General features: G+C 60.4%; 18 protein-coding genes. 10 read left to right on the forward strand and 8 right to left on the reverse strand.

Going from position 1 to position 20,904, the window contains the following annotated elements; all coding sequences use genetic code 11:
• Positions 1-65: 65 nt before the first annotated feature.
• Both K3819_RS20485 and K3819_RS20490 read right to left on the reverse strand, forming a co-directional pair.
• Positions 66-383 (reverse strand): hypothetical protein, encoded by a 318-nt coding sequence (locus K3819_RS20485; RefSeq protein WP_064598282.1) that lies wholly within the window; start codon positions 381-383, stop codon positions 66-68.
• Positions 384-548: 165 nt separating this feature from the next.
• Positions 549-785, reverse strand: coding sequence for a glutaredoxin family protein (locus K3819_RS20490; protein ID WP_064598283.1), 237 nt, complete (start codon positions 783-785; stop codon positions 549-551).
• A 190-nt stretch (positions 786-975) separates the two neighbouring features.
• On the opposite strand from K3819_RS20490, the gene K3819_RS20495 reads away from it, so the two are divergent.
• Positions 976-2,688, forward strand: coding sequence for a monovalent cation:proton antiporter-2 (CPA2) family protein (locus tag K3819_RS20495; protein ID WP_221397851.1), 1,713 nt, complete (start codon positions 976-978; stop codon positions 2,686-2,688).
• Here K3819_RS20495 and K3819_RS20500 read toward each other — a convergent pair.
• Positions 2,685-3,893 carry an ammonium transporter gene (locus K3819_RS20500; RefSeq protein WP_221397852.1) on the reverse strand — a complete coding sequence of 403 codons (1,209 nt, stop codon included), beginning with the start codon at positions 3,891-3,893 and terminating at the stop codon, positions 2,685-2,687. The two genes, K3819_RS20495 and K3819_RS20500, sit on opposite strands and share 4 nt — an antisense overlap.
• Before the next feature lie 318 nt (positions 3,894-4,211).
• Between K3819_RS20500 and K3819_RS20505 the strand changes: the two genes are divergently transcribed.
• The 8 genes from K3819_RS20505 (at position 4,212) to K3819_RS20540 (ending at position 15,554) form a co-directional block, all read left to right on the forward strand.
• Complete coding sequence (locus K3819_RS20505) at positions 4,212-4,526, forward strand: YqjD family protein (RefSeq protein WP_007955729.1); 315 nt, start codon at positions 4,212-4,214, stop codon at positions 4,524-4,526.
• Positions 4,527-4,528: 2 nt separating this feature from the next.
• The gene (locus K3819_RS20510) at positions 4,529-4,915 is read left to right on the forward strand and encodes a phage holin family protein (protein WP_011335280.1); all 387 of its coding nucleotides are present in this window, start codon (positions 4,529-4,531) and stop codon (positions 4,913-4,915) included.
• Entirely contained in the window at positions 4,912-5,250 is a 339-nt protein-coding gene (locus K3819_RS20515; RefSeq protein WP_221397853.1) for a hypothetical protein, read from the forward strand. Before K3819_RS20510 ends, K3819_RS20515 begins: the two co-directional genes overlap by 4 nt.
• Positions 5,251-5,374: 124 nt before the next feature.
• Positions 5,375-6,538, forward strand: coding sequence for an EAL domain-containing protein (locus K3819_RS20520; protein ID WP_039770425.1), 1,164 nt, complete (start codon positions 5,375-5,377; stop codon positions 6,536-6,538).
• Between the two features lie 68 nt (positions 6,539-6,606).
• A complete protein-coding gene (locus tag K3819_RS20525; RefSeq protein WP_085612222.1) occupies positions 6,607-7,935 on the forward strand; it encodes a deoxyguanosinetriphosphate triphosphohydrolase in 1,329 nt (442 codons plus the stop codon).
• Positions 7,936-8,282: 347 nt separating this feature from the next.
• The gene (locus K3819_RS20530; RefSeq protein WP_039770429.1) at positions 8,283-8,909 is read left to right on the forward strand and encodes a response regulator transcription factor; all 627 of its coding nucleotides are present in this window, start codon (positions 8,283-8,285) and stop codon (positions 8,907-8,909) included.
• Between the two features lie 8 nt (positions 8,910-8,917).
• Positions 8,918-12,562: a transporter substrate-binding domain-containing protein gene (locus K3819_RS20535; protein WP_085612221.1), complete on the forward strand. Its 3,645-nt coding sequence runs from the start codon at positions 8,918-8,920 to the stop codon at positions 12,560-12,562.
• A 49-nt stretch (positions 12,563-12,611) separates the two neighbouring features.
• A complete protein-coding gene (locus tag K3819_RS20540; protein WP_221397854.1) occupies positions 12,612-15,554 on the forward strand; it encodes an HD domain-containing phosphohydrolase in 2,943 nt (980 codons plus the stop codon).
• Here the strand turns inward: K3819_RS20540 and K3819_RS20545 are convergent, their stop codons facing one another.
• Together K3819_RS20545 and K3819_RS20550 are read right to left on the reverse strand one after the other, a co-directional pair.
• Complete coding sequence (locus K3819_RS20545; RefSeq protein WP_039770434.1) at positions 15,555-16,037, reverse strand: GAF domain-containing protein; 483 nt, start codon at positions 16,035-16,037, stop codon at positions 15,555-15,557.
• Positions 16,034-16,924, reverse strand: coding sequence for an ATP-binding protein (locus K3819_RS20550; RefSeq protein WP_007955716.1), 891 nt, complete (start codon positions 16,922-16,924; stop codon positions 16,034-16,036). Before K3819_RS20550 ends, K3819_RS20545 begins: the two co-directional genes overlap by 4 nt.
• A gap of 124 nt (positions 16,925-17,048) precedes the next feature.
• Here K3819_RS20550 and K3819_RS20555 point away from each other — a divergent pair, with 124 nt between their 5' ends.
• Positions 17,049-19,412 carry a response regulator gene (locus K3819_RS20555; RefSeq protein WP_409348309.1) on the forward strand — a complete coding sequence of 788 codons (2,364 nt, stop codon included), beginning with the start codon at positions 17,049-17,051 and terminating at the stop codon, positions 19,410-19,412.
• Here the strand turns inward: K3819_RS20555 and K3819_RS20560 are convergent.
• The 3 genes from K3819_RS20560 to msrB all read right to left on the reverse strand — a co-directional run bounded on the left by K3819_RS20560 (position 19,396) and on the right by msrB (position 20,837).
• The gene (locus K3819_RS20560) at positions 19,396-19,857 is read right to left on the reverse strand and encodes a MarR family winged helix-turn-helix transcriptional regulator (protein ID WP_085612218.1); all 462 of its coding nucleotides are present in this window, start codon (positions 19,855-19,857) and stop codon (positions 19,396-19,398) included. The two genes, K3819_RS20555 and K3819_RS20560, sit on opposite strands and share 17 nt — an antisense overlap.
• Complete coding sequence (locus K3819_RS20565; protein ID WP_011335290.1) at positions 19,854-20,339, reverse strand: glutathione peroxidase; 486 nt, start codon at positions 20,337-20,339, stop codon at positions 19,854-19,856. The genes K3819_RS20560 and K3819_RS20565 overlap by 4 nt, the downstream gene beginning before the upstream one ends.
• A 102-nt stretch (positions 20,340-20,441) precedes the next feature.
• A complete protein-coding gene (gene msrB, locus K3819_RS20570; RefSeq protein ID WP_064598308.1) occupies positions 20,442-20,837 on the reverse strand; it encodes a peptide-methionine (R)-S-oxide reductase MsrB in 396 nt (131 codons plus the stop codon).
• Positions 20,838-20,904 lie beyond the last annotated feature (67 nt).

Here is a 20,904-nt window from a genome sequence, read left to right on the forward strand (position 1 = left end):
AGAACTCGAACCTTCAAAGCAGAGCGGCATTATCCAACACCGGGCGCAGCAGGCCTAGCGCAGAATCAGGCGGGGATCGATTTGAGCGCCGCCGCCTCGGTGAATTCCTTGAGCCAGCGCAGAACATCGACGGCCTCCCAGCGGCCTGGGTCGTACAAGGCGTACAACAGTCCCTGATAACCGACCACATCCAGTTGCTTGTGATAACCGGCGCGCTGAAACAAGGCCTCGATCTCGGCAAAGCACGTATTGAAATGCAGCTTGTTGAAGGGAGTCTTGCCTTCCGTGACCAGACCGTCCAGGCGCAATTCGTGGACGGCCTCGCGCACCACGTCAACCGACATCCCGTTCACGCTGCTTTTCAACTGTTCGACATTGACCACGGTGACTCCCTCTGACATCCGGCTTGCCCTGGCGAATGCCCGAAAACGGCATGGCAGGCCAACTCAATTACTGTATGCGCATACAGTAACCGAATAACCCGAAAAGTGCCAAGTCGTGATTGAGCGAAGGTGACGAGCGCCATCAGCGCAGAAGGGAAAAGACCATTAAAGCAGGAATGCCACCACCTGATCGGCACTGAACGGCCACCCCAGTTCCGCGCCGGTATCGACCCTGCGCAAGACCGGGATCCGCAGGCTGTAAGCCTCGAACCACGACTCATCGTCAGCAATATCCACCAGTTCCACCAGCAGGCCATGCTCGACAAAAGGCATCAGTTCAGCCTCGGCGACTGCACACAAATGGCACCCCAGGGTGCCGAACAACTGGCATTCAGGAAGCATGTGCGCTCAACCCCAGAAAACGAGTGCTCATTCTAGGCCTGCTCGCAAGGCCCGTCGACCTGCCCACCGGGCACAAATCCGCTCTTCGCAAAACCCTGATGTAAATCAGCCCACAAAATCGCCATTTACGCGATGCTCCGGTGTTTTTTACCTCTACGCTTGAAGAGCCTGACCTGTTCCGGAGTGTCTTGTGTTTGCCAATCTGCTGATCATTCTGGCGTCGTCCCTGGTGATGATTGCCCTGTTCCGTCGCCTGCGCCTGCCACCTGTGCTGGGCTACCTGTGCGTGGGATTGATGGTCGGGCCGAAGGCGTTCGACTGGATCAATGAAAGCGAACACTTGCCGGATCTTGCCGAACTGGGGGTGGTGTTTCTGCTGTTTTCCCTGGGGCTGGAATTCTCCCTGTCGAAAATGATTGCCCTGCGCCAGGTGGTTTTCCGACTGGGCAGCCAGCAGGTGCTGATCACTACACTGCTGCTGGGAAGCGTGCTGATGCTCCTGGGCATGCCCGCCACACCGGCCTTGCTGCTGGGCGCCGGCCTGTCGTTGTCATCCACGGCAATTGTGACCAAGGAACTGAGCAGCCTCGGCGAAATCTTCAGCAGCCATGGCCAGAACGCGGTAGGAGTCCTGTTGTTCCAGGACGTGGTGGCCGTATTGCTGCTGACGCTGGTGCCGGTGTTCGCCGGCAGCAGTGATCAGGCCTGGTACTGGGCGTTGCCCCTGACTTTGCTGAAGACCGTGTTGCTGTTTTTCGGTTTGTTGCTGGCCAGCCGCTGGCTGCTTCCCCGCCTGTTTCAGGAAGTCGCGGCGTCCCGCTCGGCGGAGCTGTTCGTACTGCTGGCACTGGTAATTGTGCTGCTGACGGCCTGGCTGACCCACCTGCTGGGCCTGTCCCCGGCCCTCGGCGCGTTCCTCGCGGGCATGCTGCTGGGCGAGAGCCATTACCGACATCAGATCGAGGCCGATATCCGGCCGTTTCGCGACATTCTGCTGGGATTGTTTTTCGTCAGCATCGGCATGCTGATCGACCTGCAACTGTTCGCCAGCCACAGCCTGCTGATTATCGGGATGACCCTGGGTTTACTGGTGATCAAAGGCCTGGTGGTGGCGCTGCTGGTGAAATGGCGCGGCAGCGACAGTGAAACGGCCTGGCGCAGCGGCCTCGCCCTCGCCCAGGGCGGTGAATTCTGCTTCGCCCTGATGGCACAGATGCAGCAAACCCGGTTGCTCCCCGCCGAACTCGGTGCGCTGCTGCTCGCCGCCACCTTCTGCTCGATGCTGCTGACGCCCCTGCTGTTACGCGCCGCACCGCGCATCGCCGCCGCCCTGCACCGCAAACCCAACCAGGAAGCGCAGATCGAGGAAATCAGCGCCCTCAATGCGGGGTTCGACGGGCATGTGGTGATTTGTGGCTACGGCCGTGTCGGTCAGTCGATCGGGCGTTTCATGCGCAATGCCGGGCAAACCTACGTCGCGCTGGACAACGATCCGGTGCGGATCCAGGAAGCCGCCAACGCCGAGCGCGACGTCCACTACGGCGATTCAACCCGCGGCGATCTGTTGACCGCCGTCGGTTTGCTGCGCGCCAGGTTGCTGGTGATTGCTGTGGATCAAGCCGACGTGGCTCTGCGGGTTCTCAAGGAGGCAAGACGCCTCAACCCGACAGTGCCGATCCTGGTGCGCACCCGGGACGACAGCCAGTCGGCCGAGCTGAAAGCAGCCGGCGCCAGTGAAGTGGTGCCGGAACTGCTGGAGTCGAGCCTGATGCTCGGTTCCCATGCCCTGATCCTGCTGGGGTTCCCCGCGCACCGGGTGCAGGAGAAAGTCGATCAGGTGCGTATCGATCGTTATCGCCTGCTTCACGGTTTTTACCCCGGAGCCGACGATGAGGAGACCTAGTCCTGGCTCACCGCGCCGATCTTGTGCAGCGACAGGTCGGCGCCGTAGTACTCCTGTTCCTGGCTCAGGCGCAGACCATGCAGTGCCTTGATCGAACCATAGACGGCGAAACCGCCGATAAGCGCCACCGCCACACCAAGGGCGGTGCCGATCATTTGGCTGATCAGGCTGACGCCGCCGAGCCCGCCCAACGCGGTCGACCCGAAGATCCCGCAGGCAATGCCGCCCCACACGCCACACAGACCGTGCAACGGCCAGACACCCAGCACGTCGTCGATGCGCCATTTGACCTGCGCCGCTGTGAAACACCAGACAAACAGGGCACCGGCAATCGCGCCGGTTACCAGCGCACCGACCGGATGCATCAGGTCGGAACCGGCGCACACCGCCACCAACCCCGCCAACGGGCCGTTGTGCAGGAAGCCAGGGTCGTTGCGACCGACGATCAACGCCGCCACCGTTCCGCCCACCATGGCCATCAGCGAGTTGACCGCCACCAGCCCGCTGACCCCTTGCAGGGTTTGCGCGCTCATCACGTTGAAGCCAAACCAGCCGACGATCAGAATCCACGACCCCAATGCCAGAAACGGAATGCTCGACGGCGCGAACGCCACCAGCTTGCCATCGCGATAGCGTCCGTTGCGCGGCCCGAGCAGCAGCACTGCCGCCAACGCCAGCCAGCCGCCCATGGCATGCACCACCACCGAACCCGCAAAATCATGGAAAGCAGCGCCGAACTGTGCGGTCAGCCAGGCTTGCACACCGTAGTTGCCGTTCCAGATCATGCCTTCGAAAAACGGGTAGATGAACGCAACGATCAGCGCCGTGGCGCACAATTGCGGGACAAAGCGCGCCCGCTCGGCGATGCCGCCGGAGATGATCGCCGGGATCGCCGCAGCAAAGGTCAGCAAGAAGAAAAACTTCACCAGTCCATAACCATGATCGGCATTGAGCACCGCCGCCGGTTGCAGGAAGGTCACCCCGTACGAGAGCCAGTAGCCTATAAAGAAATAGGCCAGGGTCGACACCGCGAAGTCGCTGAGAATCTTCGACAGTGCATTGACCTGGTTTTTCTGGCGAACCGTTCCGACCTCCAGAAACGCGAAACCGGCGTGCATGGCCAGCACCATGACCGCACCGATCAGAATGAACAACGTGTTGGAACTGTGGACCAGCGTGTCCACAGCGCTTTGCAGATTTTCCATGAGGAGGCAGACCCGAGGCTGAAAAAGGCACCAAAGCGGTTCATGCGCACATTTCATGCACCAAGTTGCGACCACGCAGTCACTGATCCGGCAGGTCGGTGAACCGCTTTGGCGCACAAGGTCGATGGGCTGACATGAACCTTCATCATCCGGGCCAAGGTTTGCCCGGTTTCACGCCCGGCAACAGCGCACTGCCACCGATCGACGCACCACGACACAGCAAAGTTTGTACCAGTCATTTGTACTGAACCTTCACTCTTGGCTCATACTCGAACGCTTCAGAACACCGCTTCAGAACGCCACTTACGGAGATCCCCCATGGCCAGCATCAAGGCAAAGACTGCTCAAGAAATCCTGATGAACGACTTCCAGACCCTGGTCAGCGACACTGAACGCTTGCTGGAGCACACCGCCACGCTGGCCGGTGATCAGGCCGATGAGTTGCGCGAACAGATCCACGAAAGCCTGCTGCGCGCGCGGGAAACCCTGAAGCTGACCGAAGACACCCTGCGCGAGCGCGGTCAGGCGGCGGTCACCGCCACCGAGGAATATGTGTCGGCCAACCCGTGGCAATCGGTGGGCATCGCCGCCGGCGTCGGCTTTCTGATTGGCCTGCTGGCCACGCGGCGCTGATCATGTCGATCGGTGAATCCGGCCCGAACTCGGGCACCGCCTCCTCCACGCGTCGTCTGGGTGCTGCCGTTCTCGGCCTGCTGCACAGCCACGTCGAACTGTTCGGCATCGAACTGCAGGAACAGAAAGCACGCACCGTCAGCCTGTTGCTGTTCGCCGGCCTGGCGCTGGTGTTTGCGCTGCTGTTGCTGGTCGGCCTGTCGACCCTCGTACTGATCGTGTTCTGGGACACCTATCGCCTCGCCGCAATCATTGGTCTGTGCGTGTTCTACACCCTGGCGGCAATTTTTTGCGCGCTGCGTCTCAAAGCCGCGATCTTCGATGAATCCTCGCCCTTCCACGGCACGCTGGAAGAACTGGCCAATGATCGGGAGCGCCTGCTGCCATGAGCCTGCCTGAACTTCCGCACAACAGCTCACGCCGGGAAATGCGCAAGGCACTGATCCGCCTGCGCATGGAAATGCATCGTCAGGAAATCCGCCATGAAACCGGCCAGGTCCTGCAACCACTGCAACGCATGCGTGGCATGACGCAAAACCTGCAGGGTGGTTTCGGCATCAAGCACGCGCCGTTGTGGGGCGTGGCGGCTGTGACGCTACTGGGTTTCATCACGGGTAAAGGGGCCAAGAGCGGTGGCGTCGGCGGTTTGACCCGACTGATCCGCCTGGGCACCGGCCTCGCTCCGCTGATCAAGCTGGTCATGCAGAGTTCGAGCAAGCGCTGATCCCCACGCATCTGGCTGCATTCTTGCAACACCGGGGGGATTGAATCTCTTATCCGGAGGTTCAATCCCGCTTGCCTGTCCGGCCGGCAGAATTCGACCAGAACAAGAACGACAAGGAGGCCCCGTGATCGACGGGCAACCGCTCGCCTGCTTTCAACCTTTCATCGATACCGCCACCGGACGCATTGCCGGGGTCGAGGCACTGGGCCGTCTGCGCCAGGCCGATGGCCAACTGGCGTCGGTCGGACCGCTGTTCGCCGACCCGCGCACCCCGGCCATCGCGCTGCGCCGAATGGACCGGCAGATCCGCGACAATGCGCTGAGTCGACTGCACGAAGCCCCGCCGGACTGGTTTCTCAGCCTGAACATGTCACCGCGCTGGATCAGCCGCTTGCGTGCCGATCAGGCACTGCCCAGCCTGAAGCAACTCGCGCGGCACGGTATCGACCCGCAACGGATTGTTTTCGAGATCACTGAACTGGGCGGTAACAGCCAGCGCCTGACCGAAGTCGTGGCGCGCTACCGCGATGCCGGCGCCCGGATCGCTATCGACGATTTCGGCGCCGGTTATTCGCAGCTCGATCGCGTGCTGGCGTTGCAACCGGACATTCTCAAACTCGACATGCGTCTGTTCCAGGCGGCCGCACTGGGCGGGCCGAGCAGTGACGTGGTCAAGGCCCTCGCGCAAATGGCCGAAAAAACCGGCTGCTGGATCATTGCCGAAGGCGTGGAAACTGCGGCGCAACTGAATTTCGCGCTGGAATGCGGATCGCGCTACGTGCAGGGTTTTCTGTTCGCCCGGGCGCAGGAGGCGCTTTTCGGTACGAATGACTTCGTGGAGCGCTTTGCCGAGCTGCGCCAGTCTTACGTGCGTCAGAAGCTGGCCGAGCGCAGCAAGCTGATGTTCATGCGCCAGCAGCTCAGCGAACTCATGACCATCCTCCAAACCTGGGCCCAGGCCCGCGCTCCGCTCAGCGCCCTGCCACAGCTCGACGCCTTCCCCTGGCTGCTGCGTTTTTATCAATGTGACCGCCACGGCACCCAACTGACGCCAAACCTGGAGTGGCGCCCCAGCGGCTGGGTCGCCGACAATCGATATCTGGGTCACAACTGGTCGTGGCGCCCCTACTTCTATCACCTGCTGGCCGAAGGCTGGGAGGAACGGCGCCTGACCCTTTCCAACACCTACCGCGACGCCACCAGCAACCAGTATTGCCTGACCGCCGGACAGTTTTTCGATAACGGCGAGCGCCTGCTGTTGATCGACATCGATGCGGCGGGGCTGTAGTTGCGCTTGCAGATGCCAGCCTGAACCGGGAAGCTAGGGAATCAGTCACCAGACGGAGAGAATCAGCCTTGGATTGGCATACCCTGCTCAACCGCGAACGTCTCGGCAAACCGTTGCACAGCCCGCAGGAACTTGGCCGCAGCCCGTTCCATAAAGACCATGACCGTATCATCTTCTCCGGCGCCTTCCGCCGTCTGGGGCGCAAGACCCAGGTGCATCCGGTGTCGAGCAACGACCACATTCACACACGCCTGACCCATTCGCTGGAAGTCAGTTGCGTCGGCCGCTCGCTGGGCATGCGCGTCGGCGAAACCCTGCGCTCCGCCCTGCCCGAATGGTGCGAGCCGAGCGATCTGGGCATGGTGGTCCAGTCGGCCTGTCTGGCGCACGACATCGGCAACCCGCCGTTCGGCCACTCCGGCGAAGACGCGATCCGTCACTGGTTTCAGCAGGCTGCGGGGCGTGGCTGGCTGGACGCGATGAGCGACGCCGAGCGCGGCGACTTCCTGAACTTCGAAGGCAATGCCCAGGGTTTCCGGGTGCTGACGCAATTGGAGTATCACCAGTTCGACGGCGGTACCCGGCTGACCTACGCCACACTCGGGACCTATCTGAAATACCCTTGGACAGCCCGTCACGCCGACTCCCTCGGTTACAAGAAGCACAAGTTCGGCTGCTACCAGAGCGAGCTGCCGTTACTGGAGCAGATCGCCCACAAGCTGGGTCTGCCGCAACTCGAAGAACAGCGCTGGGCGCGCCATCCGCTGGTGTATCTGATGGAGGCGGCGGACGACATCTGTTACGCCTTGATCGATCTGGAGGATGGCCTGGAAATGGAGCTGCTCGATTACGCCGAAGTCGAGTCTCTGCTGCTCGGTCTGGTGGGCGATGACCTGCCGGAAACCTATCGCCAGCTCGGCCCGCAGGATTCGCGCCGGCGCAAACTGGCGATCCTGCGCGGCAAAGCCATTGAGCACCTGACCAACGCCGCCGCCCGGGCTTTCGTCGAACAACAGGACGCACTGCTGGCCGGTACGCTGCCGGGGGATCTGGTGGAACACATGCACGGTCCGGCCAAACGTTGCGTGTTGAACGCCAAGGACATCGCCCGCAAGAAAATTTTCCAGGACAAGCGCAAGACGTTGCATGAGATCGGCGCCTACACGACCCTGGAGATCCTGCTCAACGCCTTCTGCGGTGCCGCCCTGGAACAGCACAACGGCCGCACGCCGTCCTTCAAGAGCCGCCGGATCCTCGACCTGTTGGGCAACAACGCACCGGATCCGCACGGCCCCTTGCACGCGTCGTTCCTGCGCATGATCGACTTCATCGCCGGCATGACCGACAGCTACGCCAGTGACATGGCGCTGGAAATGACCGGACGTTCCAGCCATTGACGTCTGCTGCCCGACCGATCCGCAATGGATCGGTCGGGCGCCGACGACTGAACCTCTTCCAAAGTCTGTGCAGTCGGCAGGGCTGAAAATAAAACCTGAAATCAACTAACAACAATCATTGAAAGCCTTTACCCGATAAATTTTTCCGTGCGCCGTAAACTTCATCAAGTCCAGCCATCGAACATCTCACGGGCCTACCTACGCCAAACCTAGTTAACACGTAGTCTGATTCTTCTTTATTTGTAGGACTTATCCTAGATTGCTGCTAATACCCTGTCGGTTCATGCGAGTGTTCATGCAACTGAGCTAAGGTTCGCCCTTTATTTGCGCTCGTATGGGATTTGATTATGAACTCCGTTTTTATTGTCGACGATCACCCGGTCATCCGCCTCGCCGTTCGAATGCTGCTGGAGCATGAAGGTTATAAAGTCGTCGGAGAAACCGATAACGGTGTCGATGCCATGCAGATGATTCGCGAATGCATGCCCGACCTGATCATTCTCGACATCAGCATTCCCAAGCTCGATGGCCTGGAAGTCCTGGCCCGCTTCAACGCCATGAGCTCGCCATTCAAGACACTGGTACTGACTGCGCAATGCCCGACCCTGTTCGGCATTCGCTGTATGCAGTCGGGTGCATCGGGTTATGTGTGCAAGCAGGAAGACCTGAGTGAACTGGTCAGTGCGATCAAAGCGGTCCTTTCCGGTTACAACTACTTTCCCAGCCAGGCTTTGAACCCTGTTCGTCATGATGACGTGCGTTATGCCGAGCTGGAACTTTTCAAATCAGTCAATGATCGGGAACTCATGGTTTTGCAACTTTTCGCCCAAGGCCGCACAAACAAGGAAATTGCCAAAGGCATGTTTCTCAGCAACAAAACAGTAAGCACTTATAAAAAACGACTGATGCAAAAACTGAAGGCCAAGTCTCTCGTAGAACTTATCGAAATGGCCAAACGTAACGCACTCGTGTGAGAGCCAACATGCCCAGCCGTTTAGTGAGTCTCCTGATTGCATTGAGTGCATGCCTGGGTTTCTGCACCTCTGCAACAGCCGCATCACCCACCTCGCAAGATTTCACCCTGCTCGGTCGCTCGACCGAACCGACGGTGCAGGCCTTGTTCGATCCATCGCAAGTGGCGTGGCTGCACACTCGCAATGAGCTGGTTCTGGGGACTTCCGCGCCAGACTATCCTCCCTTCGACATGACGGCCAGCGGACAAGACTACGAAGGCTACACGGCGGATTACGCAGTACTGATTGGTCAGGCGACCGGTCTGCCGATCAGGGTCAAACGCTTCGCCACGCGGGAGGTCGCCATACGGGCATTGATCGACGGCCAGATCGACATGCTCGGCACTGCCAACGGATTCGAGGCAGGAAACGCCGAAATAGTACTGTCCAGGCCTTACGCCATCGATCAACCGGTCCTTGTGACACGTGAGGGCGAAACCCGCACGCTGACCGAAGGTCTGGCAGGCCTGCGACTCAGCATGCTGTATCACTACCTGCCGCTGGATGATGTCAAGGCCATGTATCCCAAGGCCCTCATCACCTCTTATCCGTCCTACCAGAACGCAATCAACGCAGTCGCGTTCGACCAGGCGGACGTGTTTCTCGGCGACACCATTTCCACCCACTACATGATCAACAAGGGTTACCTGAACAACATCCGCATGGCCAGTTTCGGCAAGCATGAGGCTCACGGTTTCAGCTTCGCCGTACATCGCAACAATCCACAGCTGCTCGCCATCATCAATACTGCGCTAAAGGCCGTGCCGGGCAGCGAGCGCGAAAATATCGCCAAACGGTGGAGCGTGGGCAGCGACGTACTTCTGACCGACCAGAGGCTGCAACTGACCAAACGTGAAGAGCAGTGGCTGAAAAAACATCCGGTGCTGAGCGTGGTCGTCAACGAGGCTTTCGCGCCCCTGACGTTTTTTGACAGTGACGGCAACTTTCGCGGCATCAGCGCCGACTTGCTGGAACTCATCCGTCTGCGCACCGGACTGCGCTTCGAAATCCGTCGCAGTCGCAGCGACGCCGAAATGGTCAAGCAGGTCGAACACCATCAGGCTGACCTGATCGCAGCCTTGCTCCCTACTGCCCAGCGCGAGGAAACCCTGAAGTTCAGTCGTCCCTACCTGGAAAATTCATACGTACTGCTGACCCGAAAAGCCGCCGACAGCCCTACTCACCTGGGTCAACTCAAACGCAAGCGCCTGGCGATTGCTCAGGGCAATCCGATGATCGAATACCTGCGCAGCGAGTTTCCACGCATCCATCTGATCGAAACGCCGGACACCTTCAGTGCAGTGGCGCTGCTCGACGCAGGTCAGGTCGAAGGCGCAGTGAATTCCCTCGTCATCGCAAACTACTTCATTGCCTCGCGAACCTTCGAACATCCCCTGCAGATCACCACCACCATCGGCACCCGGCAGGCAGCGTTCTCTCTGGCGACTGCCCGGGACAACACGGAACTGGGCTCGATCATCGACAAGACGCTGATGAGCATCACACCCGAAGAACTGGGCATCATCAATGGTCGCTGGCGGGGCTACTCAAACATTTCGCAAGGCACCTGGCATCAATACCAGCGTTTCTTCTTTCAGTTGATCGGCGGCGCCTGCCTGCTGTTGTTGCTGTCGTTGCTCTGGAATGCCTACATGCGGCGCCAGATCAAACAACGCAAATCGGCCGAACGGGCCTTGAACGACCAACTGGAGTTCATGGGTTCACTGGTCAACGGGACGCCCCACCCAATCTACGTGCGTGACCGACAGGGCCTGCTGCAAAGCTGCAATGACAGTTATCTTCAGGCCTTCAATGCCCGGCGCGAAGACGTCATCGGCAAAGATGTCATGCAGGGAGCACTGAACAACGCTTTCGAGGCACAGGCGTATCAGGCCGACTATCAGCGGGTAGTGACCGAAGGCAAACCACTGGTGCTCGACCGGCCGTTGCATATAGGCAACCGACGACTGACGATCTATCACTGGATCCTGCCGTACCGGGACTCCAGCGGCGAAGTCCAGGGGATCATCGGCGGCTGGATCGACATCAGCGAACGCCGCGAACTGCTCGATGAACTTCGCGCAGCCAAGGAACGGGCAGACGAAGCCAACCGGGCCAAGAGTACGTTTCTGGCAACCATGAGTCACGAGATCCGCACGCCGATGAACGCAGTGATCGGCATGCTCGAGCTGACGCTCAAACGCATGGATCATACCCACCCGGACCGCTCCGGCATCGAAACGGCCTACCATTCGGCCAGGGATCTGCTGGGCCTGATCGGTGACATTCTGGACATTGCCCGCATCGAATCCGGGCGACTGAGCCTGAATCCCGAGCGAATCAACCTGATCGACACCGTGGGTTCGGTGGTGCGAATCTTCGAAGGGCTCGCCCGGCAGAAACAGCTGTCACTGACAGTGTCCGTCTCGCCTCCTGAACTGAATGTCGATGTGGAACTCGATCCTCTGCGCTTCAAACAGGTGCTGTCGAACCTGATCAGCAATGCGATCAAGTTCACCGAGGCAGGACAGGTCAGAATCACACTGGATGTTCTGCCCACGGATGATAGCGAAGGCTCGATGGTGCAGCTGACCGTACAGGACAGTGGCATCGGGATCACGACGCAGGATCAGTTGCGGTTGTTCGAACCTTTTGCCCAGGCCGGCCAGGATGGGCAACGAACCGTCAGCGGCGCAGGACTCGGGCTGGTCATCAGCCGCAACCTGTGCGAAATGATGGGTGGAAAACTGCGATTGAGCAGCCTGCCCGGAATTGGCACCCAGGTTCGGGTATCGCTACCGGTGACCATTCTGCCTGCACAAGTGGCGAGAGCTGAAGATGAACCACAGATTCAGACATCCCTGATTCCGTTGACGGTTCTGGTGGTCGATGACCATCCGGCCAATCGACTGCTGATGTGCCAGCAACTGGAATACCTCGGCCATCGATTCTGTATCGCCGAAGATGGCCAGCGCGGGCTGGAACAATGGAAGAACGGCGAATTCGATCTGGTCATCGCCGATTGCAACATGCCCGTCATGAACGGTTATGAGCTGACCCGGGCGATTCGTCAGCACGAAAAGCTTACCAGTCGCCCGGCCTGCACAGTGCTGGGATTCACCGCCAATGCCCAGCCGGAAGAGATCCTGCGCTGCAAACAGGCAGGCATGAACGAATGCCTGTTCAAACCCCTGAGCCTCAACAGCCTGAGCCAATGGGTCAACGGTGTTCAGCCGCTATTTCGTGCACCGGCGTTCAACTTGCAGGGGCTGGCGCAGCTGACCGGTGACAACCCCTCGCAAACCCACCGACTGCTGGCAGAACTGCTCAACAGCAGTCGCCTCGATCGGCAGGAGTTACAAGCACTGTCCCTCACCCGGGATCCCTCCGCGCTGGCCGTCATCGCACACAAGATCAAAGGTGCCGCACGCATTGCCCAGGCCTCGCGTCTGATCGACTGCTGCGATGCGCTTGAGCAGGCTTGTCTGCAAGCACTGCCGTGGGAAGAAATCGAGCGTCATTGCCAGGCCAGTCGCCTCGCTATCCTGGAACTGGAGCAGGCACTGGAACAGCAACTGGCGCGGATCGCCAAAAGCAAAATGGCCGGGGCTTAACTATGCTTGAAGGCTGAGCAGTGTGCTTAACCTACACGGAGAGTCTGCAATGCCCAGCCCACTGCGCCCGGAAAGACGCCGGTTTCCGCTACATGTACACATCAGCGTCATGTTCACCTTTCTGCTGTTGCTCACCGGGGTGGTGCTGGGCTTGTTCAACTACCACCAGACCACACACATCATTCTGTCGAGCAGTGAAAAGCTGTTCAGCCGGATCGAACAGGATGTACGTCTCGACCTGCAGGCCACTTATGCACCGATCCGGCACCTGCTGAGCCTGCTGGCAGAGACCCCCGCCGCCGGATCTTTCAACCTCGAATCGCGCATGGCGCTGCTCAAGCCGTTCAGTCAATCCCTGACGAACAACCCGGATCTGGCCTCGCTGTATCTGGGTTATGGCAATGGCGATTTTTTCATGGTTCGTCCGTTGCGCACGTCAGCGCTGAAAACCCTGCTCAAGGCACCGGACGCAGCAGCGTTTCAAGTCTGGAGCATCGAACATGACGCCAGCGGTCAGACACATTCACAATCACTGTTCTTCGACCAGGCACTGTCCCCGGTCGGCCGACAGGACCACCCCGATGATCCTTATGATCCTCGCAGCCGGGCGTGGTACATCAACGCACGGCAGCAGGCCGAACAGATCACCACCGAACCCTACGTCTTTTTCTCCACCCACAACGTTGGCACGACGCTGGCCCGACGCAGCGGCGAGTACGCCGTGATCGGCGCCGACCTGACCCTTGATGCACTCTCCGCGACCCTGATCAAACACGTGGTGACACCGGCCACGGAAATCGTCCTGTTCGACGCCGACGGCAACGCCGTGGCTTACCCCGACAGCCGCCGGCTGATCGTCGATGACCGCACGGCGCGCCTGGCCAAGGCTGCCGATTTGAGCCCCGCCTTGCACACCTTGTTGTCCGGGCACCAGGGCAATCGGCTCGAAGTAGACGGCCGACAATGGATCGTCGCCCGCAGCCAGCTGCAGGAAGGCGGACCGAAAGGTTTACAGATGGCTTTACTGGTGCCCGAAGACGAACTGCTGGTCGATGCCTATCGCCTGCGCTGGCAAGGAGCGCTCATCACGCTGGCTACCTTACTGCTATGTCTGCCGCTGGGCTGGCTGATCTCGCGGGTGCTGGTGACGCCCTTGCATGCCTTGGTCAAGGAAGCCGATGCAATTCGCAGCTTCGACTTCAATTTCCCGGTGACCCGCCGATCGCTGGTGCTGGAGATTGACCAGTTGAGCCTGTCGATGGCTCGCATGAAAGACACCCTGGCCAGCTTCTTTCGCATCACTGACAGCCTGACCGCCGAAACCCGCTTCGACCCGCTGCTGCAACGGGTACTGTTCGAGACAGTGCAGATCGCCCAGGCCCAGGCGGGGCTGATTTATCTGCGTGAAAACGATGGCAATCGCATGGAGCCCTACGGCCTGGTGGTCGCAGACTCGTCTCAACCGTTGGCGACATTCGATCTGCAAAGCCGCAGTCTAGATGCCTCGCAAAGCCCCGAATGGTTCCGGCAACTGGCCAACGCCGACACGGTCGTGAGCAACCTGGGTTTCGAACAGGCCACCGACCTGCAGAAAGTGCTGCTGGCCATGGGTTCGCCGAGGGTGCATTTGATTGGAATCCGTCTGCATAACCGGCACAACGAAACCGTCGGCCTGCTGGTGCTGTTGATCAACGATGGCGGCACGCCGAGTGACCTGGAAAAACTCCGGCCAGATCGCATCGCCTTTCTGCAAGCGGTGTCCGGGGCGGCCGCGGTGAGTATCGAGAGTCAACGCCTGCAAGCCAGACAGAAACAACTGCTGGATGCGTTCATTCAACTGCTGGCCGGCGCCATTGATGCCAAGAGTCCTTATACCGGCGGGCATTGCCAGCGCGTGCCGGAACTGACCCTGATGCTCGCCCGTGCCGCTGCAGCCAGTCAGGCCCCGGCCTTCAGCGATTACCAGCCGAGCGAAGACGAATGGGAAGCCTTGCACATCGCTGCATGGCTGCACGACTGCGGCAAGGTCACGACCCCGGAATACGTGGTCGACAAAGCCACCAAGCTGGAGACCCTGAACGATCGCCTTCACGAAATCCGCACCCGCTTCGAAGTGCTCAAGCGCGACGCCTGGATCAACTATTGGCAAGCCCTGGCGTTGGGCGGTGAAGAACAGCAACTGGCCGGTCTACGCGAGGCCACCCTGAAAGCACTGGATGATGATTTTGCGTTCGTCGCCCGCTGCAATCTGGGCAGTGAAACCATGCTCGAGGTTGACCTGCAACGTCTGCAAGGCATCGCGCAACGCACCTGGACGCGCACGCTGGATGATCGCTTGGGCCTGTCATGGGAGGAGAACCGGCGTCAGGCACGCACCCCGGCACCGACCTTGCCGGTCACCGAACCGTTGCTGGCAGACAAGCCGGAGCATCTACTGGAACGCGCCGAAGGCGAGCTCATCCCAGAGGACAATCCGTGGGGCTTCAAGCTCGACGTGCCACCGTACAAATACAATCGCGGCGAGCTGTACAACCTGAGCATCCCCCGGGGCACGCTGACCCGCGAAGAACGCTACATCATTAACCACCACATGGTGCAGACGATCCTGATGCTCAGCCACCTGCCCTTCCCCGGACACCTGAACAGCGTCGCGGAAATCGCCGGCGGGCATCACGAAAAGATGGATGGCACCGGTTATCCCAAGCGCCTGAAGCGCGAAGACATGAGCCTGCCGGCGCGCATGATGGCGATTGCCGATATTTTCGAAGCCCTGACCGCCGCCGATCGCCCGTACAAAAAGGCCAAGTCCCTGAGCGAAGCACTGGGGATCATGGCCACCATGTGCCGCGACGCGCACATCGATGCCGAGCTGTTCGAGCTGTTCATTCGCGATGGCGTGTATCTGCAATACGCCACGCGTTTTCTCGATCCACGGCAGATCGATGCCGTGGACCCGGCGGCCGTGCTGCTCAAGGCAGGCCTGACGACGTGATCAGCAATCGGTCAGACGCAGGAAGATCGCCGCCAGTTGTTCGATACCGGCCTGATCGTCCGTACCAAAACGCGCGAGCTTCGGGCTGTCGAGGTCGAGCACACCGATCAGGCGACCGTCCTTGACCAACGGGACCACCAGTTCGCTGTTCGACGCGCTGTCGCAGGCGATATGGCCGGGGAACGCATGAACGTCTTCGACCCGCTGCGTCTGCAGGCTGGCAGCCGCCGCGCCGCAAACGCCCCGACCGAACGGAATGCGCACGCAGGCGATCTGGCCCTGGAACGGGCCGAGCACCAGCTCTTCATTGCGATTGAGGTAGAAACCGGCCCAGTTCAGGTCATCGAGCTGGTTGAACAGGAACGCCGAAAACTGCGCGGCGTTGGCGATGAAATCGCGCTCGTCCGCCAGCAGCGACTCCAGTTGCGCGGCCAACATGCCATAGCCTTCGAGGCCCTGGCCGCTCTGCTGCAAATCAATCATGCCTTGTGCTCCAACAATTTCAGTCCCACCCAATAACGGGCGAATTGGTAGGCGCAACGTCCGTTGCGGTTGCCGCGGCCGGTTGCCCAGCGCACGGCGAGGATGTCCAGTTGTTCGTCGCGTTCCCAGCTCAGGCCGGCCTTGGCGGCCAACTGGCCGATCCAGTGTTCGACGACGTTGAGGAAATGTTCCTGGGTAAACGGATAGAACGACAGCCACAGGCCGAAGCGATCCGACAGCGCGATCTTGTCTTCCACCGCTTCGCTCGGATGCAGTTCGCCATCGACGCGCTTCCAGTTTTCGTTGTCGCTTTCCTTCTCCGGCACCAGATGGCGGCGGTTGGAGGTGGCGTACAACAACACGTTGTCCGGCGCCTGTTCGAGCGAGCCGTCCAGCACACTTTTCAGCACGCGGTAGTCGCCTTCGCCGGACTCGAACGACAGGTCATCGCAGAACAGCACAAAACGTTGCGGCAGCTTGGCGATCTGCTCCACCACCCGTGGCAGGTCCGCCAGGTGATCACGCTCGATTTCGATCAGACGCAAACCGGCCTTGGCGTGTTCAGCCAGCAACGCGCGCACCAGCGACGATTTACCGGTACCGCGCGACCCCCACAGCAGCGCATGGTTGGCCGGCATGCCGTCGAGAAATTGCTGAGTGTTGCGGCCCAGTTGCTCCAGCTGCCGGTCGACGCCGATCAGGTCCGACAGGCGCATGTCGAGGCTGACTTCCAGCGGCAGCAGATAACCGCTGCGACCGTCACGCTGCCAGCGTGCGGCCAGGCAAGTACCCCAGTCGATGACCGGGCGTGGAGCCGGCAGCAGTGGTTCGATTCGCGCCAGAACCGACTCGGCGCGTTCAAGAAAAGCATTCAATCGGGAATCCACGTCTTCTCCTCGGGCTCGTTCACAGTGATGATGGCGGTACAGCGACGACAGACAGCGTTCGAAACCTGTCCCGGGCCTTGTTACAAGGCGCTTCGGGAACCCCGGAATCCGTGCATGATCGACTATGCTTGAGCAGCGAAGGGAAACGGAAGTGGTTCAACACCCCATGGATATCAAATTCACCCACCGGCTGTCGTACAAACAGGCCCGGCTTACCGTGCTGGTCGGGTTCATTCTGGGCACGCTGCTCAGCCTGCTGCAAATCGGTATCGATTATGCCAGTGAAGACGCGTCCATCAACCGTGAAATCCTGTCGTTGCTGGAAATCAGCCATAACCCGGCCTCGCGCATCGCCTACAACATCGACGCCGAACTGGCGCAGGAACTGACCCTGGGCCTGCTGCGCTCGCCGGCGATCATTTCCGCACAACTGACCGACAACAATCAGACGGTGCTGGCCAACGTCAAACGGCCGGAGCTGCAAAGCGGCTACCGGATGATCAGCGACTTCCTGTTCGGCGCCAAACGTCAGTTTGAAGACCGCCTCTATCTCGATCACTTGCCCAACGAATCCCTAGGCACCCTGAAACTGGAAGTCGACACCTACGCGTTCGGCAGCCGCTTCCTGCGCCGGGCCGAGGTCACGCTGCTGAACGGTTTCGCCCGCAGCCTGATCCTCACCGGAATTCTGCTCGCGCTGTTCTATGTGATGCTGACCAAACCGCTGGTACGGGTAATCCGCGAACTCAGCGGTCGCGACCCGCGCAGCGCCGAGCCGACCACCCTGGAATGTCCAGCCGGGCATGCCAATGACGAGATCGGCGTGCTGGTCAAGGTCGCCAACCAGCAGTTCGAGAACATCGCCACGGAAATCCAGCAGCGACGCAATGCGGAAAACCGCCTCACTGAATACCTCGCACAACTCGAAGACATCGTGTCGGCGCGTACCGCAGAGCTCAAGGCGATCAATGCACGACTCAGCCAGTCCAACCAGGAGCTGGAAGTGGCTCGCAGTACGGCGCTGGACATGGCCGAGGCACGCTCGGCATTTCTCGCCAACATGAGCCACGAGATCCGCACTCCGCTCAACGGCCTGCTGGGGATGATCGCCCTCTCGCTCGACGGCCCGCTGAATGCCGAACAGCAGCAGCAACTGTCCATCGCCCACGACTCGGGCAAAGTGCTGGTGGAGCTGCTCAACGACATTCTCGACCTGTCCAAATTCGATGCAGGGCAACTTGAGCTGGAACACATTCCCTTCGATCTCGGCTCACTGATCGAAGACACCGCCAACCTTCTGTCGCAGAACGCGGCGCCGAGTGTCGAGCTGACTTGCCTGATTGATCCGTACTTTCCGGCGCTGGTGCTCGGCGATCCGACCCGGGTCAGGCAGATCGTCAGCAACCTGCTGTCCAATGCGCTGAAATTCACCCGCTTCGGTCGGGTCGATGTGCGTCTGTCTACCTGGAAGGACGGCGTTCGAATCGAAGTCTGCGACACCGGCATCGGTATCGCCCAGGAAGCCCAGGTGAAGATTTTCCAGCCGTTCACCCAGGCGGGGGCCGGCATCACTCGTCAGTACGGCGGCACCGGGCTCGGTCTGGCGCTGACCTACAACCTGTGCGAAGCCATGCAGGGACGTCTGACGATCAGTTCCGAAGTGGGTTTCGGCAGCCAGTTCTGCGCCGAACTGCCACTGCCCTGCCACACCAGCGCGGTGATTCCGCCACCGTTGCACGGCAAGGTGCTGGCGATCACCAACGCGGTCAGCGGGCTGGCGGAACTGCTGGAAAGCCTGCTGCCGGTCTGGGGGATGACCTACGAGCAGCGAACCCTCGACGATCCGCTGCTCGGTCTGTCCCCCGACGTCATCATCACCGATTGCCCCGAATGCCTGTTCGGCCTGCGCCCGGTGATGACGGCGCCGATTCTGCTGGTGACCGCCTACGGCAGCTTCTTGCCGGGTGAAGAAGCCGCGGCCCTCGCCCCGTTGCAGCAGCAGGCCCGACCGCTGGCTCGCAACGCGCTGTATCAGAATCTGCGTCGGACGCTGTTGCCGGACCTCACCATCATCGACCGTGCACGCCTTGAGAGCGTGCCGTCGCAGCGGCGCGGTCGGGTGCTGCTGGTGGAAGACAACCCGGTCAACCAGTTGGTGGCCAAGGGCATGCTGGGCAAACTGGGGTGCGATGTCGTGGTTGCCGCCCATGGAGTGGAGGCACTGGATCAGCTGGAACACGACGAGTTCGATCTGGTGCTGATGGACTGCAACATGCCAGTGATGGACGGCTACGAAGCCAGCCGCCAGATCCGCCAGAGCGGTCGCTGGCCGCACTTGCCGATTGTCGCCCTGACCGCCAACGCGATGTCCGAGGAACGGGAGCGCTGCCGGGCGGCGGGCATGAGCGACTACCTGGCCAAGCCGTTTCGCCGTGAAGAGCTGGCGGCGCTGCTGGATCAGTGGATACCAACTACGACAACGCTTTGATCTGGCCCAGCAGGTGATCGAGTCCCTCACGCAACTCGTTGAGCCGGTCCAGATCCACCCCGCTCTCGCACAACAGCTGCGCCTTCAATGGCCCGACCTGTTCACGCAGCGCCTGCCCTTGTGGAGTAAGGCTCAGATGAACCTCGCGCTCGTCACGGGCCGAGCGTTGACGCTGAACCAGTTCAAGTTGCTCCAGACGCTTGAGCAGCGGCGTCAGCGTTCCTGAGTCCAGTGCCAACCGCTCACCCAGCGCCTTGACGGTCGGTTGCTCCGGCGCGGTTTGCTGCCATTCCCACAACACCAGCATCGCCAGGTATTGCGGGTAGGTCAGGCCAAGCCGATCAAGCATCGGCTTGTAGCCACGGATCACCGCCCGCGATGCGGCATACAACTTGAAGCACAGTTGGCTGTCGAGCCTCAGCGAATCGGCGGACAGGTTGTTCATTTGAGCAGGGCTTCGATCTCGCGGCTCAAATCCTGCGGCTTGGTGGCCGGGGCGAAACGCTTGACCAACTGGCCGTCCTTGCCGATCAGGAATTTGGTGAAGTTCCACTTGATGCCCTGGGAGCCCAGCACGCCCGGCGCGCGTTTCTTCAATTGCACAAACAGCGGGTGCGCACCGGTCCCATTGACTTCGATCTTCTTGAACAGCGGGAAGCTGACGCCGTAGTTCAGTTCGCAGAACTCGCTGATGGCGCCCTCGTTGCCCGGCTCCTGCTTGCCGAACTGGTTGCACGGGAAGCCCAGCACCACCAGGCCCTGATCCTTGTAGGTCTGCCACAGCTCCTCAAGGCCTTTGTACTGCGGCGTGAAACCGCATTTGCTGGCGGTATTGACCACCAGCACCGCCTTGCCGGCGAAATCGGCGAGGGTCTTTTGCTCGCCCTTGATGGTGGTGCACGGAATGTTCAGCAGGTTATCGCTCATGGTGCGCACTCTTGAGAAATGGGTAGACGGCAAAAATAGCGAGCAATTGAATTGCGTGCAATTTAATTATCCGAAAGGCGACCCGAGGATCGCCCGTATCGGTTACTCGCGCGGCACCAGGTCCAGGCACACCGAGTTGATGCAGTAACGCAGGCCGGTCGGCGGCGGACCGTCCGGGAACACGTGGCCAAGGTGTGCATCGCACTTGGCGCATTTCACTTCGGTGCGGATCATGCCGTGGCTGGTGTCACGGATTTCGGTCATCGCGTTGTCGCCGATCGGCGCGTAGAAGCTTGGCCAGCCGCAACCGGAGTCGAATTTGGTCCTGGAGTCGAACAGCGGCTCATTGCAGCAGATGCAGTGGTAGACGCCATCGGTCTTGGTGGCGTTGTACTTGCCGGAGAACGGCCGCTCGGTGGCGCTCAGGCGGCACACATTGAACTGCTCGGGGTCGAGCATCGCCCGCCATTCTTCCAGGGTCTTTTCAATCTTTTCCATCATCACACCTCAGCGGCTGAAAAAGCCCGATCTGTACCTTTTCCACGGATCGGGCGGCACGTATGAT

The organism is Pseudomonas sp. 3-2 (assembly GCF_019710535.1).
Lineage (GTDB): Bacteria > Pseudomonadota > Gammaproteobacteria > Pseudomonadales > Pseudomonadaceae > Aquipseudomonas > Aquipseudomonas pharyngis.

Bases quoted from the DNA above. Each gene is read 5' to 3' on its own strand.
- K3819_RS20490 (WP_064598283.1), bottom strand. From the start codon at position 785: ATGCTTCCTGAATGCCAGTTGTTCGGCACCCTGGGGTGCCATTTGTGT.
- K3819_RS20500 (WP_221397852.1), bottom strand. From the start codon at position 3,893: ATGGAAAATCTGCAAAGCGCTGTGGACACGCTGGTCCACAGTTCCAAC.
- K3819_RS20505 (WP_007955729.1), top strand. From the start codon at position 4,212: ATGGCCAGCATCAAGGCAAAGACTGCTCAAGAAATCCTGATGAACGAC.
- K3819_RS20510 (WP_011335280.1), top strand. From the start codon at position 4,529: ATGTCGATCGGTGAATCCGGCCCGAACTCGGGCACCGCCTCCTCCACG.
- K3819_RS20515 (WP_221397853.1), top strand. From the start codon at position 4,912: ATGAGCCTGCCTGAACTTCCGCACAACAGCTCACGCCGGGAAATGCGC.
- K3819_RS20530 (WP_039770429.1), top strand. From the start codon at position 8,283: ATGAACTCCGTTTTTATTGTCGACGATCACCCGGTCATCCGCCTCGCC.
- K3819_RS20535 (WP_085612221.1), top strand. From the start codon at position 8,918: ATGCCCAGCCGTTTAGTGAGTCTCCTGATTGCATTGAGTGCATGCCTG.
- K3819_RS20540 (WP_221397854.1), top strand. From the start codon at position 12,612: ATGCCCAGCCCACTGCGCCCGGAAAGACGCCGGTTTCCGCTACATGTA.
- K3819_RS20545 (WP_039770434.1), bottom strand. From the start codon at position 16,037: ATGATTGATTTGCAGCAGAGCGGCCAGGGCCTCGAAGGCTATGGCATG.
- K3819_RS20555 (WP_409348309.1), top strand. From the start codon at position 17,049: ATGCTTGAGCAGCGAAGGGAAACGGAAGTGGTTCAACACCCCATGGAT.
- K3819_RS20560 (WP_085612218.1), bottom strand. From the start codon at position 19,857: ATGAACAACCTGTCCGCCGATTCGCTGAGGCTCGACAGCCAACTGTGC.
- K3819_RS20565 (WP_011335290.1), bottom strand. From the start codon at position 20,339: ATGAGCGATAACCTGCTGAACATTCCGTGCACCACCATCAAGGGCGAG.
- msrB (WP_064598308.1), bottom strand. From the start codon at position 20,837: ATGGAAAAGATTGAAAAGACCCTGGAAGAATGGCGGGCGATGCTCGAC.